The sequence below is a fragment of the Janthinobacterium sp. C22 genome (assembly GCF_057919405.1).
Genome location: NZ_CP193659.1, coordinates 858,999 through 874,654 on the forward strand (window position 1 = coordinate 858,999; position 15,656 = coordinate 874,654).

Sequence of the window (15,656 nt, forward strand, 5' to 3'; positions counted from 1 at the left end):
TGAAACAAGCACATGACCGCAATTCAAATAACGAATGTAGAAAAGAGCTATAAATCGCTCAAGGCGCTGGGCGGCGTGTCGCTGGCCATCGAAGAAGGCGAGTTCTTTGGCCTGCTCGGCCCGAATGGCGCCGGCAAGACCACCCTCATTTCCATCATCGCCGGCCTGATACGCCCCGACGCGGGCACCGTCAAGATCCACGGCCACGACGTGGTCACGGACTTCCGCAACGCGCGCCGCAACCTGGGGGTGGTGCCGCAGGAACTCGTGTTCGACCCGTTCTTCACCGTGCGCGAAACCCTGCGCCTGCAGTCCGGCTATTTCGGCCTGCCGAACAACGACAAGTGGATCGACGAGGTCATGGAAAACCTCGACCTGACCGGCAAGGCCGACACGAATATGCGCGCCCTGTCCGGCGGCATGAAGCGCCGCGTGCTCGTGGCGCAGGCGCTGGTGCACAAGCCGCCCGTCATCGTGCTCGATGAGCCGACGGCCGGCGTCGACGTGGAACTGCGCCAGACCCTGTGGAAGTTCATCTCGCGCCTGAACCGCGAAGGCGGCCACACGGTCGTGCTGACCACCCACTATCTGGAAGAGGCGCAAGCCATGTGCCAGCGCGTGGCCATGCTGAAGACCGGCAAGGTGGTGGCGCTCGACACCATGTCGGCCCTGATCCGCCGCATCGCCGGCTCGCAGCTGCAGGTGCACCTGAAACACGGCAGCCTGCCGGCCGACCTGCAGCACCTGGTGCTGCACCCGGAAGAACAGCAGGCGCCGAACAAGTTCAGCCTGCGCGTCAATGAATACAGCGAAGTCGAGAAGATCCTCGCCCGCCTGCGCGAAGCGGGCGTCGAAATCGATGAAATGCAATTGCAACAAGCCGACCTGGAAGATATCTTCTTGCAGATCATGGATAAAGGTACCGTATGATTTCGACAGGATTTCGCACCCTCGTCTACAAAGAGACGCTGCGCTTCTGGAAGGTGGCGACGCAAACCGTGGCCGCGCCCGTGCTCACGTCGATGCTGTATTTGCTGGTGTTCGGCCATGTGCTCGACGGCCGCGTCGAGCCGAGCCCCGGCGTCAGCTACACGGCCTTCCTGATTCCCGGCCTGGTGATGATGAGCGTGCTGCAAAACGCGTTTGCCAACTCCTCGTCCTCGCTGATCCAGTCGAAGATCACGGGCAACCTGGTGTTCGTGCTGCTCACGCCCCTGTCGCACTGGGAAATCTTTTCGGCGTATGTACTCGCTTCCGTCGCGCGCGGCCTGGCCGTGGGCTTTGGCGTGTTTGCCATCACCTGCTGGTTCGCCGACCTGTCGTTTGTCGCGCCGCTGTGGATCGTCGTCTTCGCCTTCCTCGGCGCCGCCATGCTGGGCACCATGGGCCTGATCGCCGGCATCTGGGCCGAGAAATTCGACCAGCTGGCCGCCTTCCAGAACTTTTTGATCATGCCGGCCACCTTTTTGTCGGGCGTGTTCTATTCGATCCACTCGCTGCCCGCCTTCTGGCAGACGGTATCGCACCTGAACCCCTTCTTCTACATGATCGACGGCTTCCGCTACGGCTTCTTCGGCGTGTCCGACGTCAGCCCATGGCTCAGTCTTTCCATCGTCGCCGGCTTCCTCGTGATCCTGGCGCTGGCATCGATCCGCCTGCTGAAAAGCGGCTATCGTTTGCGCCATTGATTGCGGCACATCACATCACTACATTATTCAATATCAAGGACTTATCGTGACCACCACTCCAGAACTGATCCACGGCTACCTGTCGGCCGGCCTCGAATGCACGCACCTCGAAGTGGAGGGCGATGGCCAGCACTTCCAGGCCGTGATCGTTTCGCCCGCGTTTGCCGGCAAGCGCCTGATCCAGCGCCACCAGATCGTCTACGCGGCCCTGGGCGACCGCATGCGCGAGGAAATCCACGCGCTGTCGATGAAAACCCTGACACCTGAAGAATTCCAAGGATAAGCACATGGACAAGCTCCTCATCAACGGCGGCAACCGCCTGAACGGCGACATCGCCATCTCCGGCGCGAAGAACGCCGCCCTGCCCATCCTGTGCGCGGGTCTCTTGACCGCGGGCGACCTGGACCTGACGAACGTGCCGCATCTGCACGACGTGGCCACCATGCTCAAATTGCTGGGCCAGACGGGCCTGAAAGTGCAGCAGGACGGCGACCGCGTGGTCCTCAACGGCAGCGCCATCACCACCCTGGAAGCGCCGTATGAACTGGTGAAAACCATGCGCGCCTCGATCCTCGTGCTGGGCCCCATGCTGGCACGCTTCGGCGAAGCCAAGGTCTCGCTGCCGGGCGGCTGCGCCATCGGTTCGCGCCCCGTCGACCAGCACATCAAGGGCCTGGAAGCGCTGGGCGCCGAGATCCGCATCGAAGCGGGCTACATCTACGCCAAGTGCGCCAAGCTGAAAGGCGCGCGCATCGTCACCGACATGATCACCGTCACCGGCACCGAAAACCTGCTGATGGCCGCGACCCTGGCCGAAGGCGAGACCATCTGGAAAACGCCGCCTGCGAACCGGAAGTGACCGACCTGGCGCACCTGCTGGTGGCCATGGGCGCGAAGATCGACGGCATCGGCACCAGCCGCCTGGTGATCCAGGGCGTGGACGCCTTGCACGGCGCCTCGCACGCGGTGATCGCCGACCGCATCGAAACGGGTACCTTCCTGTGCGCCGTGGCGGCCACCGGCGGCGACATCACCCTGCGCAACGTGCGCACGGACATCCTCGACGCGGCGCTCGACAAGCTGCGCGCCATGGGCCTGACGATGACCTTCGGCGCCGACTGGATCCGCGCCGAGATGTCGGCCCGTCCGAATCCCGTCAGCTTCCGCACCACGGAATATCCGGGCTTCCCGACCGACATGCAGGCGCAGTTCATGGCCGTCAACACGATCGCCAACGGCGCCAGCCGCGTCACCGAGACGATCTTCGAGAACCGCTTCATGCACGTGCAGGAAATGAACCGCCTGGGCGCCGACATCACCATCGAGGGCAACACGGCCATCATCGCCGGCGTCAAGCAGCTGCGCGGCGCGCCCGTGATGGCGACCGACCTGCGCGCCTCGGCGTCGCTGGTGATCGCCGCCCTGGCGGCCGACGGCGAAACGCTGATCGACCGCATCTATCACCTCGACCGCGGCTACGACCGCATGGAAGTGAAATTGTCGGCAGTTGGCGCCAACATCGTACGCATCAAGTAACGCCTGTCAAAACCTACTGCGCGTCGTGCTTTGCGGCCTGCGATGCTCACTGTACCTTCGTACAGTTGCGCTTCTCGACCACAAATCACTTTCGCTCGCTACGGTTTTGTCAGGTGTTGTAAATCATAAATGAGTAAGGAACGAGCATGAACGGATCGAACAACGGCGACAGCTCCCAGCTGATCCTGGCGCTCTCGAAGGGCCGCATTTTTGAGGACACCATGCCGCTGCTGGAAGCGGCCGGCATCAAGGTGCTGGAAAATCCGGAGACTTCGCGCAAGCTGATTTTGGCCACCAACGATCCGAACGTGCGCGTCATCATCGTGCGCGCCAGCGACGTGCCGACCTACGTGCAGTACGGCGCGGCCGATTTCGGCGTGGCGGGCAAGGATGTCTTGCTGGAACACGGCGGCGAAGGCCTGTACCAGCCGATCGACCTGAATATCGCCTCCTGCCGCATGTCGGTGGCGGTGCAGGCCGGTTTCGACTATGAAAAGGCCGTGCACCAGGGCGCGCGTTTGCGCGTGGCCACCAAGTTCGTGCACACGGCGCGCGAGCATTTCGCCGCCAAGGGCGTGCACGTCGACCTGATCAAGCTGTATGGCTCGATGGAGCTGGCACCGTTGGTCGGCCTGTCCGACGCCATCGTCGATCTGGTCAGCACGGGCAGCACCCTGCGCGCGAACAACCTCGTCGAGGTCGAGCACATCATGGAAATCTCGTCGCGCCTGGTGGTCAACCAGGCGGCATTAAAGCTCAAGCGCGAGCGCTTGCAGCCGATTATCGAGGCGTTTGAACGCGCCTCGCAAGCCTAGACACATTCAGTAGCAGAAAGCCGATTATGCCGATACAGATACGCAAGCTCGATTCAAGCCAGGAAGGTTTCCAACAATCGCTCGACACGCTGCTGGCGTTCGAGGCGGGCACCGATGCAGCGATTGAAACGTCGGTCGCAAAAATCCTGGCCGACGTGAAAACGCGCGGCGACGCCGCCGTCCTGGAGTACACCAACCGTTTCGACCGCATCCCGCATGGCGGCGCGGCGGAAATGGCGGCGTTTGATATTTCGCAATCCGAACTGCAGGCGGCCCTGAACGGCCTGCCGTCGGCGCAGCGCGAGGCGCTGCAGATCGCCGCCCAGCGCATCCGCGCCTTCCACGAACGCCAGCGCGAGGAATTGCGCGGTTTTACTTACACCGAGCCCGATGGCACGGTGCTGGGACAGAAGATCACGCCGCTGGACCGCGTCGGCATCTACGTCCCGGGCGGCAAGGCGGCGTATCCGTCGTCCGTGCTGATGAACGCCATTCCCGCGCACGTGGCGGGCGTGGGCGAGATCATCATGGTGGTGCCGACGCCCGATGGCGTGAAAAACCAGATGGTGCTGGCCGCCGCCGCGATCGCCGGCGTGACGCGCGTGATCACCATCGGCGGCGCGCAAGCCGTCGGCGCGCTGGCCTACGGCACGCAGACGATTGCCGCCGTGGATAAAATCGTCGGCCCCGGCAACGCCTATGTGGCGGCCGCCAAGCGCCGCGTGTTCGGCATCGTCGGCATCGACATGATCGCGGGACCTTCCGAAATCCTGGTGCTGTGCGACGGCACGACGGACCCGGACTGGGTGGCGATGGACCTGTTTTCGCAGGCCGAGCACGACGAACTGGCGCAGGCGATCCTGCTGTGCCCCGACGCGGCCTACATCGCGCAGGTGGAGGAGAGCATCGCCAAGCTGCTGCCGACGATGCCGCGCCAGGCCACCATCAGCACCTCGCTGGCCGACCGCGGCGCCCTGATCAAGGTGCGCAGCATGCAAGAGGCGTGCGAAATCGCCAACGCCATCGCGGCGGAGCACCTGGAAATCTCGGCGGACAACCCGCAGCAGTGGGCCGAGCAGATCCGCCACGCGGGCGCCATGTTCCTGGGCCGCTTCTCGTCCGAATCGCTGGGCGACTATTGCTGCGGTCCCAATCACGTGCTGCCGACGTCGCGCACGGCGCGCTTCTCGTCGCCGCTGGGCGTGTACGACTTCCAGAAACGCTCGTCCATCATTCACGTCAGCGAGGCGGGCGCGCAAACCCTGGGCCGCGTCGCCGCCACGCTGGCGTATGGCGAAGGCTTGCAGGCGCACGCGCGCAGCGCCGAACTGCGTCTGAAGCCGCAGCCATGACGACGATGGCGGATCAGCCGGACTGGGTCAACCGGGTCTATTGCGAAGACGCGCTGGCGGGGCTGGCGCGCATTCCCGATGGCTCGGTGGACCTGATCCTGACGGATCCGCCGTACAACCTGGGCAAGGATTACGGCAATGCGTCGGACCAGCAGTCGGTGGCCGATTACCTGCGCTGGACGGAAGAATGGATCGATGCGGCGCTGCCCAAGCTGAAAGCCAACGGCAGCCTGTACATCTTTCTGACCTGGCGCTATTCGCCGGAAATCTTCGTCATGCTGAAACAGCGCATGGCGATGATGAATGAAATCATCTGGGACCGCCGCGTGCCGTCCATGGGCGGCAGCGTGCGCAGCTTTTCATCGGTGCACGACACCATCGGCTTCTTCGTCAAGCGCAAGGATTACTACTTCGACCTTGACGCGGTGCGCATCGCCTACGACGCGGCCACCAAGAAAGCCCGTTCGCGCTCGATCTTCATCGGCGCGAAATGGCTGGAAGTGGGCTACAACCCGAAAGACCTGTGGAGCGTGTCGCGCCTGCACAAGGAACACCCGGAACGGGCCGACCACCCGACGCAAAAGCCGCTCGAAATCATCGAGCGCATGGTCAAGGCCTCGTGCCCGCCGGGCGGCGTGGTGCTCGACCTGTTCATGGGCAGCGGCACCACTGCCCTGGCGGCCAGGCGCTGCGGGCGCGATTTCGTCGGCTTTGAACTCAATCCCGACTACTGCGCCATCATCGAACAGCGCCTGGCGGCCCTCGCGCAGGAGCTGGCAGCACCGGCCGCGACCAAGCCAGCCAAGGCGGCGAAAAAGCCGGCGGCGGTCAGAAAAACGGCTGCCGTGAAAAAGCCGCCCGCCGTGAAAAAAGCGCCGGCCCGCAAGGCGCGCAGCGCCAGCGTGCCGGAAGACGTCGTCATTTAGTCTCCATTTCATTTCATCAGGAGTGTTTGCAGCATGTCTTTCCTCGATCAGTTAATCAGCAACACCGTGCGCGCCGATGTGCGGGCCGTCAAGGGCTACCAAGTCGCCGATGCCAGCGGCTACATCAAGCTCGATGCGATGGAAAACCCGTATCCGCTGCCGCAGCATCTGCGCGAGGAACTGGGCGCGCGCCTGGCCGGCGTGGCGCTGAACCGCTATCCGCCATCGTACGCCAGCCTGCAGGCGGCCATCTGCGCCAATCTGGGCGTGCCCGCCGGCTACGACGTCATGCTGGGCAACGGTTCCGATGAACTGATTTCCATCCTGGCCATGGCCTGCGCCCGCCAGGAGCCGGGCCAGCGCGCCGTGCTGCTGGCACCCGTGCCGGCCTTCGTCATGTATGCGCGCTCGGCGCAGTTTGCCGGCATGGATTTCGTCGGCGTGCCGCTGCAGGCCGATTTCAGCCTGGACATGCCGGCCATGCTGGCGGCCATCGAAGCGCACCGCCCGGCGCTGGTCTTCCTCGCCTATCCGAACAACCCGACGGGCAACCTGTTTGCCACTGCCGACATCGAACGCATCCTTGCCGCCCTCGGCGACACGGGCATCGCCGTCGTCGACGAAGCCTACGAGCCGTTCGCGCAGCGCAGCTTCATGGGCCGCCTGCCCGAATATGAAAACCTGGTGGTGATGCGCACCGTGTCGAAACTGGGCCTGGCCGGCATCCGCCTCGGCTACATGTCGGCCGCGCCGGCCCTGCTGGCGCAGTTCGAGAAAGTGCGTCCGCCGTACAATGTGAATGTGCTGACGCAGGCGGCGGCCGAATTCGCGCTCGAACACCTCGACGTGCTCAACGCGCAGGCGGATTTGCTCAACAGCGCGCGCGACGACCTGGCACGACGCCTGGCGGAGCTGCCCGGCGTGACGGTCTTTCCCTCGAAGGCAAATTTTCTTCTGATTCGTGTGGCGGATTCCGACGATGTTTGCGCAAAACTGCTTGCCCGCAGGGTTTTAATTAAAAATATGAGTAAAATGCATGCTGCGCTGGCCAATTGCCTGCGCATCAGCGTCAGCACCCCGGAAGAAAATTCCCTTTTTTACGATGCCTTCAAGGCATCCCTCGTTTAGCCTACCGCCAGAGCCTCCCATGAACCGCACCGCAGAAATCACGCGCAACACCAATGAGACGCAAGTTCGCGTCGCCCTCAACCTGGACGGCACGGGCCAGCAAAAGCTCAACACCGGCGTGCCCTTCCTCGACCATATGCTGGACCAGATCGCCCGCCACGGCCTGATCGACCTGGATATCGAAGCGACGGGCGACGTGCATATCGACAACCACCACACGGTGGAAGACGTGGGCATCACGCTGGGCATGGCCGTGGCCAAGGCCATCGGCGACAAGAAGGGCATCCGCCGCTATGGCCACGCGTACGTGCCGCTGGACGAGGCGCTGTCGCGCGTGGTGCTCGATTTCTCGGGCCGCCCGGGCATCGAGTACCACATCCCGTTTACGCGCGCCATGATCGCCGGCTTCGACGTCGACCTGACGCTGGAATTTTTCCGCGGCTTCGTCAACCATGCGGGCGTGACCTTGCATATCGACAACTTGCGCGGCACGAATGCCCACCATCAGTGCGAAACCGTGTTCAAGGCCTTTGGCCGCGCGCTGCGCATGGCTGCCGAGCTCGACGAGCGCGCGGCCGGCATCATTCCATCGACCAAGGGCAGCCTGTAAGCGCCGCGCTCGCTATATTGTAGATTCCGGGATCAAACATGAATAAAATTGTGGTGGTGGATTACGGCATGGGCAATCTGCGCTCGGTGGCGCAGGCGCTGCGTGCCGTGGCGCCGGAAGCCGACGTGCGCATTTCCGGCCTGGCGCAAGACATCGACAGCGCCGACCGCATCGTCTTGCCGGGCCAGGGCGCCATGCCTGACTGCATGCGCAGCCTGCGCGAATCGGGCGTATTGGAGGCGCTGCTGCGCGCCGCCGACAGCAAGCCCGTGCTGGGTGTGTGCATCGGCGAGCAAATGCTGTTCGACGGCAGCGAAGAGGGCGACGCGGCCGGCTTGGGCTTGCTGCCAGGCAAAGTCGTGCGTTTCCAGCTCGACGGCCAGGTGCAGGAAGACGGCTCGCGCTTCAAGGTGCCGCAAATGGGCTGGAACCAAGTGCGGCAAACGGCGTCCCATGTCATGTGGGATGGTATCGCCGACAACGCGTATTTTTACTTTGTGCACAGCTATTTTGCTCAACCTCAAGAGGCCGCGCACACGGTGGGCGAGACTATCTATGGCGCGCCGTTCGCCTGCGCCGTCGCCCGTGATAATATTTTCGCGACACAGTTTCACCCTGAAAAAAGCGCTGCCGCTGGCTTGCAGCTGTACAAGAACTTCGTTCACTGGCAACCTTGACGTTGGTTTTCCGGCTTTTTTCCGCCCCTCACTCACTTTTAAATCACACTGACCATGCTGCTCATTCCCGCCATCGACCTGAAAGACGGTCACTGCGTACGCCTGAAACAAGGCGATATGGAACTTGCCACCGTATTTTCCGAAGACCCGGCCGAAATGGCCCGCCATTGGCTGATGCAAGGCGCGCGCCGGCTGCATTTGGTCGACCTGAACGGCGCCTTTGCCGGCAAGCCGAAGAACGAGGGCGCCGTGAAAGCCATCCTGAAAGCCGTGCAGGATTTCGCCGCGGAAAACGACATCGAGGAAATCCCCGTGCAACTGGGCGGCGGCATCCGCGACCTCGACACCATCGAGCGCTACCTCGACGCCGGCATCACCTACATCATCATCGGCACGGCGGCCGTGAAAAGCCCCGGCTTCCTGCACGACGCCTGCGGCGCCTTCCCGGGCCACATCATCGTCGGCCTCGATGCCAAGGATGGCAAAGTGGCAACGGATGGCTGGAGCAAGATGTCGGGCCACGAAGTGATCGACCTGGCCAAGAAATTCGAAGCCTACGGCGTCGAATCGATCATCTACACGGACATCGGCCGCGACGGCATGATGGGCGGCATCAATATCGAGGCCACCGTCAAGCTGGCGCAAGCCGTCAAGATCCCCGTCATCGCTTCGGGCGGCCTGCACAACATCGGCGACGTGGAAGCGCTGTGCGCGGTCCAGGCCGAAGGCATCGAAGGCGTGATCTGCGGCCGTTCCATCTATGAAGGCACGATCGACCTGGCGCAGGCGCAGGAACGCGCCGACGAACTGACCGACGCCGCCGTTTAAGCCTGCCCGGCCGGGGCGCGCCTGCGCGTGTCCCGGCCTGGCGACAATCTGGAACCCATCATGCTTGCAAAACGTATCATCCCCTGCCTCGACGTGACCAATGGCCGCGTCGTCAAAGGCGTCAATTTCACGGAATTGCGCGACGCGGGCGACCCCGTGGAAATCGCCCGCCGTTATGACGAGCAGGGCGCCGACGAAATCACTTTCCTCGACATTACCGCCTCGAGCGACAACCGCGGTTTGATCTTCGACATCATCGAAGCGGTGGCGTCGCAAGTATTCATTCCGCTGACCGTGGGCGGCGGCGTGCGCGTGGTGGAAGACGTGCGCCGGCTGCTCAACGCGGGCGCCGACAAGGTCAGCATCAACACCTCGGCCGTGACGAATCCCCAGCTGGTGTACGAGGCCTCGCAAAAGCACGGCTCGCAATGCATCGTCGTCGCCATCGACGCCAAGCAGGTGTCGCCTGGCAAGTGGGAAGTGTTTACCCATGGCGGGCGCACGGCCACGGGCCTGGACGCGTTCGAGTGGGCGCGTAAAATGGAAAGCTTGGGCGCCGGAGAAATCTTGCTTACCAGCATGGATCGCGACGGCACCAAGGTGGGCTTCGACCTGGGCCTGACGCGCGGCGTGTCCGATGCCGTCAGCATTCCCGTGATCGCCTCGGGCGGCGTGGGCGGCTTGCAGGATCTGGTCGACGGCATCAAGGTGGGGCGCGCGGACGCCGTGCTGGCCGCCAGCATCTTCCACTATGGCCAGCACACGGTGCAGGAAGCCAAGCGTTTCATGGCGCAGCAGGGCATCCCCATGCGCCTGGCGTAAAGACAAGCGGACAATATCAGCGGGATAGAAGAACATGCAGAACGGAACCATCGTAGCAAGCAATGCCAAGTGGCTGAAAAAGGTCAAATGGGACGAGCACGGCCTGGTGCCCGTGATCGCGCAGGAAGCGGGCAGCAATGACGTGCTGATGTTCGCCTGGATGAACCGCGACGCGCTGGCGCGCACGGTGGAGCTGGGCGAAGCCGTGTACTGGAGCCGTTCGCGCAAGAAACTGTGGCACAAGGGCGAAGAGTCGGGCCACACGCAAAAGGTGCTGGAAATCCGCCTCGATTGCGATGAAGACGTGGTCTTGCTGAAAATCGAGCAAGCCGGCGGCATCGCCTGCCATACGGGCCGCCATTCGTGCTTCTTCCAGAAGTTCGAAGGCGACGAGAAAACGGGCGAATGGCAGATCACCGACCCCGTCCTGAAAGACCCTGAGACGATTTACGCGGAAAGCAAGAGCAAATGAGTGAAACCCTGAAGCGCCTGGCCGCCGTGATCGAATCGCGCAAGCTGGCCAACGGCGGCGACCCCGCCACCTCCTATGTCGCGCGCCTGTTCGCCAAGGGCGATGATGCCATTTTGAAAAAATTGGCGAAGAAGCGACGGAAACGGTGATGGCCGCCAAGGATGCGCGGCGCGACAACGACCCGTCGAAGGTCCTGTACGAGTGCGCCGACCTGTGGTTCCACTCGCTGGTGATGCTGGCGCAGTTCGACCTGACGCCGCAACAGGTGCTCGACGAGCTGGCGCGCCGCGAGGGCCTGTCCGGCCTCGAGGAAAAGGCGGCGCGCAAGGACGAGCTGCGCGACGCCGGCGAAACAGACAAACACTGACCTACTGGAGCGTGCGTGGATAACTGTATTTTCTGCAAGATTGCTGCAAAACAAATTCCCTCGAGCATCGTGTATGAGGACGACGACTTGCTGGCCTTCAAGGACATCAACCCGGCCGCCCCCGTGCATCTGCTGCTGATCCCGAAGCGCCACGTGGCGACCCTGTCCGATTGCGACGACAGCCATACGGAAACGCTGGGCAAGCTGCTGCGCCTGGCGCCGAAACTCGCTGCCGAGTTCGGCTGCGCAGTCACGTATGACGCCGATGGCACGCCTGCCGGCGGCTTCAAGACCATGATCAACAGCGGCCCGAACGGCGGGCAAGAGGTGTATCACTTGCACATGCACGTGTACGGCGGTCCCCGTCCCTGGCGCGGCCAGCACTGATTTCGCCGCGCGCCGGGTTCGCGTGTACTACCGGCATTGGTTGACGCTATTCGGGCACCGTCCCGCAAGGAGAATGTGATGGGTTCATTGAGTATTTGGCACTGGGTGATCGTTCTGGTTATCGTGATGCTGGTCTTCGGCACCAAGAAACTGGGCAATATCGGCGGTGATATCGGCAAGGCCGTCAAAGGCTTCAAGGATGGCGTCAAGGGCGACGATGACGCCCCGGCAGCCAATACCCCTCCTGCTGCGCCATCGCAAGTGGCCGACAAAAGCACCATCGACGTCGAAACGAAAGAGAAAAGCAAGTCCTGATAGCGTGGCGGGGCGCTTGCCTCGTCCGGTAACAGCCCTTGTCCGCTTATGATCGATCTCGGTCTCTCTAAAATCGCCATCATCGGCGTGGTTGCGTTGATAGTCATCGGCCCTGAAAAGTTGCCGAGAGTGGCGCGCATGGCCGGCACCCTGTATGGCCGCGCGCAACGCTACCTGAACCAGGTGAAATCCGAAGTCTCGCGCGAAATTGAAATGGAAGAGCTGAAAAACCTGCAGAAGGAAGTGCAGGATGCGGCCCATTCTGTCCAGCAAAGCGTGGAGAAATCCATGCATGGCGTGGAAAATTCGATTTCCGGCAACCTGGCCGAGGTGGAAAACGCCTGGCGCGGCGATTCCAGTTCGTATGAGGGGCAGCACGATGCCCATGAAGCCATGCTGCGCGCCACCAACGATGACCTGGCCCGCAAGGCGCGCGAATTCCGCCGCAAGAAACTGGTGCGCAATTCCGCCGTTCCTGGCTGGTACAAGCAGCGCCATGGCGGCAAGCAGCACGTGCAGTCGGCGGCTGCACGCGTGGCGCGCTTTCGTCCGCGCGCCAGTTCCTCCTCCTTTTACTCATGAGTAGCAAATCCCCGGTGGAAGAAACCTTTATCTCGCATCTGGTCGAGCTGCGCAACCGCCTCGTCAAGGCCTCGATCGGCATCGCCGTCGTCTGCGCCGTGCTGTTTTACTGGCCCGGCCCATCGCATATCTACGATTTTATCGCCGCGCCGATGATCGCCTCGCTGCCGGCCGGCTCGAAAATGATCGCCACCGGGGTCATCTCGCCGTTCCTCGTGCCGATGAAAGTGACGCTGGTGATCGCCTTCATCGTCGCCTTGCCCTGGGTGCTGTACCAGATGTGGGCGTTTATCGCCCCGGGCCTGTACACGCATGAAAAGCGTTTGATCGCGCCGCTGGTCATCTCGTCGTCGCTGCTGTTCATGGCCGGCGTGGCCTTCTGCTATTTCTTTGTGTTCGGCCGCGTGTTCCACTTCATCAGCGATTTTTCGCCGTCGTCGATCGCGGTAACGCCGGACATCGAAAACTACCTCGATTTCGTCATGTCGATGTGCCTGGCCTTCGGCGCCACGTTCGAGGTGCCCGTGGTGGTGGTGATCCTCGTGCGCATGGGGCTCGTTTCCATCGCGAAACTCAAGGAAGTGCGTCCCTACATCATCGTCGGCGCCTTCGTGATTGCCGCCATCGTCACGCCGCCGGACGTCGTCAGCCAGTTCTCGCTGGCCATCCCGATGTGCCTGTTGTTCGAGCTGGGCCTGCTGGTGGCGCCCATCTTCGTCAAGGCCACCCAGGCGCCGGAAGAAGCATCCTAGACGCGCTACCATACTCGCAGGCAAAAGCCGCTGACCTCCCCGGGAGCAGCGGCTTTTTCATTGGCGGGAAAGTTGGTGCGCGCTTACTGCAGCATCAGCTTGCTGAGGATGCCCAGGTTGAGCAGGATTAAGGTGCTCATCATCCAGTAGACGTGTTTCATGTCGGCGCCCTGGCGCAAGTCCAGGCGTTCCAGGCGGGCGTTGAATTTTTGCTCCAGGGCATCTATTTTGGTGTCGAGCCTGAGCTCCAGCGCATCGATCTTCACCTCCAGGGCGCTTACTTTGGTATCGACGTTTTGCGCCACCAGCTTGATTTCCCCCAGCAGATTGCGCTCCAGCGCCGCCAGCTCGCCATGCACGACGACGGCAGAGCCCAGTACCTCGCCCAGGGCCGTCGCATGGGCTTCCGCCTGCTGCGTGGGCACGCCCGCCGAGGCGAGGCGTTTGGCGTAATCGAGGGTGTCGAACTGGATGGGCATATGCATGGACGCTCCTGATTCTCACCCTAGCAGAAAAATCGGCAATTGCCAGTGAGGAGTGCGGTGGCGCCTGCCTTCCCGTCAGCTTAATAGACGGGGATGCCGGTGGTTTGCGGCGGCGCAAACGCATGCAAAAAGGGCGCCGCGGCGCCCTTTGCAAGCTGAGGAGGCGTGCGAGTTAATTCATCAATTCCTTGATGACTTTCACGGGCGCGCTGCCGTAGCTGAGGAATTGCTCGTGGAAATCCTTCAGCACGAACTTGTTGCCCAGCGCTTGCTTGCGCTGTTCGCGCAAGTCCATGATTTCGCTGTAGCCGCTGAAATAGCTGGTCAGCTGAACCGAGCTCAACTGCACGCGGCGCCATTTCTCCGTGGCTTCGCGCTTGGTCTGGAAGGCCTGGCGCGTCAGCAGGTCGAGCGCCTGCGCTTCCGTCATGCCCAGCACGTGCACGCTGTAGTCGAGGATCGTGTTGGTGACGCTGCGCAAATTCCATTTCGAATACATCAGCCACATTTCCGGCGCATTGTTGCCATAGCCCGATTCGAGCATCATGCGCTCGCCATACACGGCCCAGCCTTCGATCATGGCGCCATTGCCGAAGATCGATTTGACCAGCGACGGCGACTTGTTGGCGTACACGAGCTGCGTGTAGTGGCCGGGGATGGCTTCGTGGATGTTCAGGATCTGCAAGATCCAGTGGTTGTATTCGCGCAAGCTGCTTTCCGCCTGTTCCGGCGTTTCGCCGTCGAGCGGCGTCACGTTGTAATAGGTGCGGTCCTGCGGGCGGTAGGGGCCGGGCGCCTCGATGCTGGCGCCGGCCACGCCGCGCTGGTAGGCGGGCGTTTCACGCACGACGAGGGGCTTTTTCGGGTCCATCGTCAGCAGGTTGTGGCTGGTCACCCATTCCTGCAATTCCGGGATCTGGCGGCGGATTTCCGGCACGAAGTCGGCGGGGGCCACGTGGTTGCTGGACAGCTTATCGATCACCATGCCAATCTTCGCCGTGCGGTCCGCCGGCTTGGCCGTGCTGCCCATGGTTTTCACCCACAGCTCGTCGGACAAGGTGTCCATGTGCTCGAGCAGCTTTTCGCGCGCGGCCAGGGCTTTCTGGTACATCTGCTCGGCGCTGACGCTGGCCTGGATATCGTAGGCGAATTTCTGTTCATATAAATCCTTGCCGATGCGGAAGGAGCGCGCATTGCCGTTCTGCGCCAGCGCGGCATCCTGTTCCGTCAGCCAGGCCGCATAGCCTTGCACGGCCGTGCGGGCCGCGGCGATGCGGGCGTTGTACAGCTGTTTTTCCGCCGGCGTCAGGATGGAGCCCTGTGCCGTCTTGTTCAGGTCGTCAAGCACACTGAGCACGCCGGCGCTCTGGGCGATGGCCAGCTGCGTGTGTTCGCGCGTGGGATTGACGATGCTGGCGCGCGCGGCCGCATAGTATTGCGGCACGCTGGCGATGCGCTTGAGCAAGGTGCGCAGGCGCTGCGGCTGGGACGCGTATTCCGTGTTGAGGATGAAATCGATGGAGCCAGCCACGTTGTACTGGGCGGGATTCCATTCGAATTCGCGGAAGGTGGTCAGATACCAGCGGTCCGATTGCAATTTATTCGTCAGCAAGGCCAGGTCGGTGCGTTGCTTGTCCGACATCTTGCCGGCATTCAGCTTGCCGAACTTGCCCAGCCATTCTTCGATGAAGGCCAATTGCTTCTGGCGGCTGGCCGCGTCGGGAATGCTCAGGTTGGCGGCACCATCGTACTTGCCGACCGAAATCGCGCTTTCCGGATCCAGGCGCCACAGGGCCGTGAGGAACTGGCCGCTGAGGTTATTCATGGAGCGGTCGCTGCTGTTCTCGCTGGCGACGGCCGCGACCGTGGCTGCCGTGGCCGCCGTGACGACGGCCGCTTTCTTGCCGACGGTT

18 protein-coding genes and 2 pseudogenes are annotated in these 15,656 nt (G+C 62.6%); 18 read left to right on the top strand and 2 right to left on the bottom strand.

Annotation, left to right across the window (positions count from 1 at the left end; all coding sequences use genetic code 11):
- Positions 1-12: 12 nt before the first annotated feature.
- The 18 genes and pseudogenes from ACRHIG_RS03835 (at position 13) to tatC (ending at position 13,258) form a co-directional block, all read left to right on the top strand.
- Complete coding sequence (locus tag ACRHIG_RS03835) at positions 13-930, top strand: ABC transporter ATP-binding protein (protein ID WP_475416702.1); 918 nt, start codon at positions 13-15, stop codon at positions 928-930.
- Positions 927-1,688 carry an ABC transporter permease gene (locus ACRHIG_RS03840; protein WP_034753822.1) on the top strand — a complete coding sequence of 254 codons (762 nt, stop codon included), beginning with the start codon at positions 927-929 and terminating at the stop codon, positions 1,686-1,688. The genes ACRHIG_RS03835 and ACRHIG_RS03840 overlap by 4 nt, the downstream gene beginning before the upstream one ends.
- Positions 1,689-1,734: 46 nt before the next feature.
- Positions 1,735-1,971 carry a BolA family protein gene (locus tag ACRHIG_RS03845; RefSeq protein WP_034753824.1) on the top strand — a complete coding sequence of 79 codons (237 nt, stop codon included), beginning with the start codon at positions 1,735-1,737 and terminating at the stop codon, positions 1,969-1,971.
- Between the two features lie 4 nt (positions 1,972-1,975).
- Positions 1,976-3,225, top strand: a pseudogene (gene murA, locus ACRHIG_RS03850) (UDP-N-acetylglucosamine 1-carboxyvinyltransferase).
- 146 nt (positions 3,226-3,371) lie between these two features.
- Positions 3,372-4,040, top strand: a complete 669-nt coding sequence (gene hisG, locus ACRHIG_RS03855) for an ATP phosphoribosyltransferase (protein ID WP_070219646.1) — start codon at positions 3,372-3,374, stop codon at positions 4,038-4,040.
- A 26-nt stretch (positions 4,041-4,066) separates the two neighbouring features.
- On the top strand, positions 4,067-5,392 hold the full coding sequence (hisD, locus tag ACRHIG_RS03860; RefSeq protein WP_489629414.1) for a histidinol dehydrogenase: 1,326 nt from the start codon (positions 4,067-4,069) through the stop codon (positions 5,390-5,392).
- On the top strand, positions 5,389-6,318 hold the full coding sequence (locus tag ACRHIG_RS03865) for a DNA-methyltransferase (protein WP_489629415.1): 930 nt from the start codon (positions 5,389-5,391) through the stop codon (positions 6,316-6,318). Before hisD ends, ACRHIG_RS03865 begins: the two co-directional genes overlap by 4 nt.
- A 33-nt stretch (positions 6,319-6,351) precedes the next feature.
- Positions 6,352-7,446: a histidinol-phosphate transaminase gene (hisC, locus tag ACRHIG_RS03870; RefSeq protein ID WP_489629416.1), complete on the top strand. Its 1,095-nt coding sequence runs from the start codon at positions 6,352-6,354 to the stop codon at positions 7,444-7,446.
- 19 nt (positions 7,447-7,465) lie between these two features.
- A complete protein-coding gene (hisB, locus tag ACRHIG_RS03875) occupies positions 7,466-8,056 on the top strand; it encodes an imidazoleglycerol-phosphate dehydratase HisB (RefSeq protein ID WP_010402123.1) in 591 nt (196 codons plus the stop codon).
- Between the two features lie 38 nt (positions 8,057-8,094).
- Positions 8,095-8,733: an imidazole glycerol phosphate synthase subunit HisH gene (gene hisH, locus ACRHIG_RS03880; protein ID WP_489629417.1), complete on the top strand. Its 639-nt coding sequence runs from the start codon at positions 8,095-8,097 to the stop codon at positions 8,731-8,733.
- Between the two features lie 54 nt (positions 8,734-8,787).
- The gene (hisA, locus tag ACRHIG_RS03885; RefSeq protein WP_475416697.1) at positions 8,788-9,561 is read left to right on the top strand and encodes a 1-(5-phosphoribosyl)-5-[(5-phosphoribosylamino)methylideneamino]imidazole-4-carboxamide isomerase; all 774 of its coding nucleotides are present in this window, start codon (positions 8,788-8,790) and stop codon (positions 9,559-9,561) included.
- A gap of 60 nt (positions 9,562-9,621) precedes the next feature.
- On the top strand, positions 9,622-10,383 hold the full coding sequence (gene hisF, locus ACRHIG_RS03890) for an imidazole glycerol phosphate synthase subunit HisF (RefSeq protein ID WP_034753845.1): 762 nt from the start codon (positions 9,622-9,624) through the stop codon (positions 10,381-10,383).
- A gap of 34 nt (positions 10,384-10,417) precedes the next feature.
- Positions 10,418-10,855, top strand: a complete 438-nt coding sequence (gene hisI / locus ACRHIG_RS03895; RefSeq protein ID WP_070219635.1) for a phosphoribosyl-AMP cyclohydrolase — start codon at positions 10,418-10,420, stop codon at positions 10,853-10,855.
- Positions 10,852-11,222, top strand: a pseudogene (locus tag ACRHIG_RS03900) (phosphoribosyl-ATP diphosphatase). Before hisI ends, ACRHIG_RS03900 begins: the two are co-directional and overlap by 4 nt.
- Positions 11,223-11,237: 15 nt before the next feature.
- Entirely contained in the window at positions 11,238-11,609 is a 372-nt protein-coding gene (locus tag ACRHIG_RS03905) for a histidine triad nucleotide-binding protein (RefSeq protein ID WP_475416696.1), read from the top strand.
- Positions 11,610-11,687: 78 nt separating this feature from the next.
- Complete coding sequence (tatA, locus tag ACRHIG_RS03910) at positions 11,688-11,924, top strand: Sec-independent protein translocase subunit TatA (protein WP_046683197.1); 237 nt, start codon at positions 11,688-11,690, stop codon at positions 11,922-11,924.
- 48 nt (positions 11,925-11,972) lie between these two features.
- On the top strand, positions 11,973-12,506 hold the full coding sequence (tatB, locus tag ACRHIG_RS03915) for a Sec-independent protein translocase protein TatB (protein ID WP_489629418.1): 534 nt from the start codon (positions 11,973-11,975) through the stop codon (positions 12,504-12,506).
- Positions 12,503-13,258: a twin-arginine translocase subunit TatC gene (gene tatC, locus ACRHIG_RS03920; RefSeq protein WP_035823092.1), complete on the top strand. Its 756-nt coding sequence runs from the start codon at positions 12,503-12,505 to the stop codon at positions 13,256-13,258. Before tatB ends, tatC begins: the two co-directional genes overlap by 4 nt.
- A gap of 83 nt (positions 13,259-13,341) precedes the next feature.
- Here the strand turns inward: tatC and ACRHIG_RS03925 are convergent, their stop codons facing one another.
- The gene (locus tag ACRHIG_RS03925) at positions 13,342-13,743 is read right to left on the bottom strand and encodes a hypothetical protein (protein ID WP_475416694.1); all 402 of its coding nucleotides are present in this window, start codon (positions 13,741-13,743) and stop codon (positions 13,342-13,344) included.
- 172 nt (positions 13,744-13,915) lie between these two features.
- Positions 13,916-15,568, bottom strand: coding sequence for a DUF885 domain-containing protein (locus ACRHIG_RS03930; protein ID WP_489629419.1), 1,653 nt, complete (start codon positions 15,566-15,568; stop codon positions 13,916-13,918).
- Positions 15,569-15,656 lie beyond the last annotated feature (88 nt).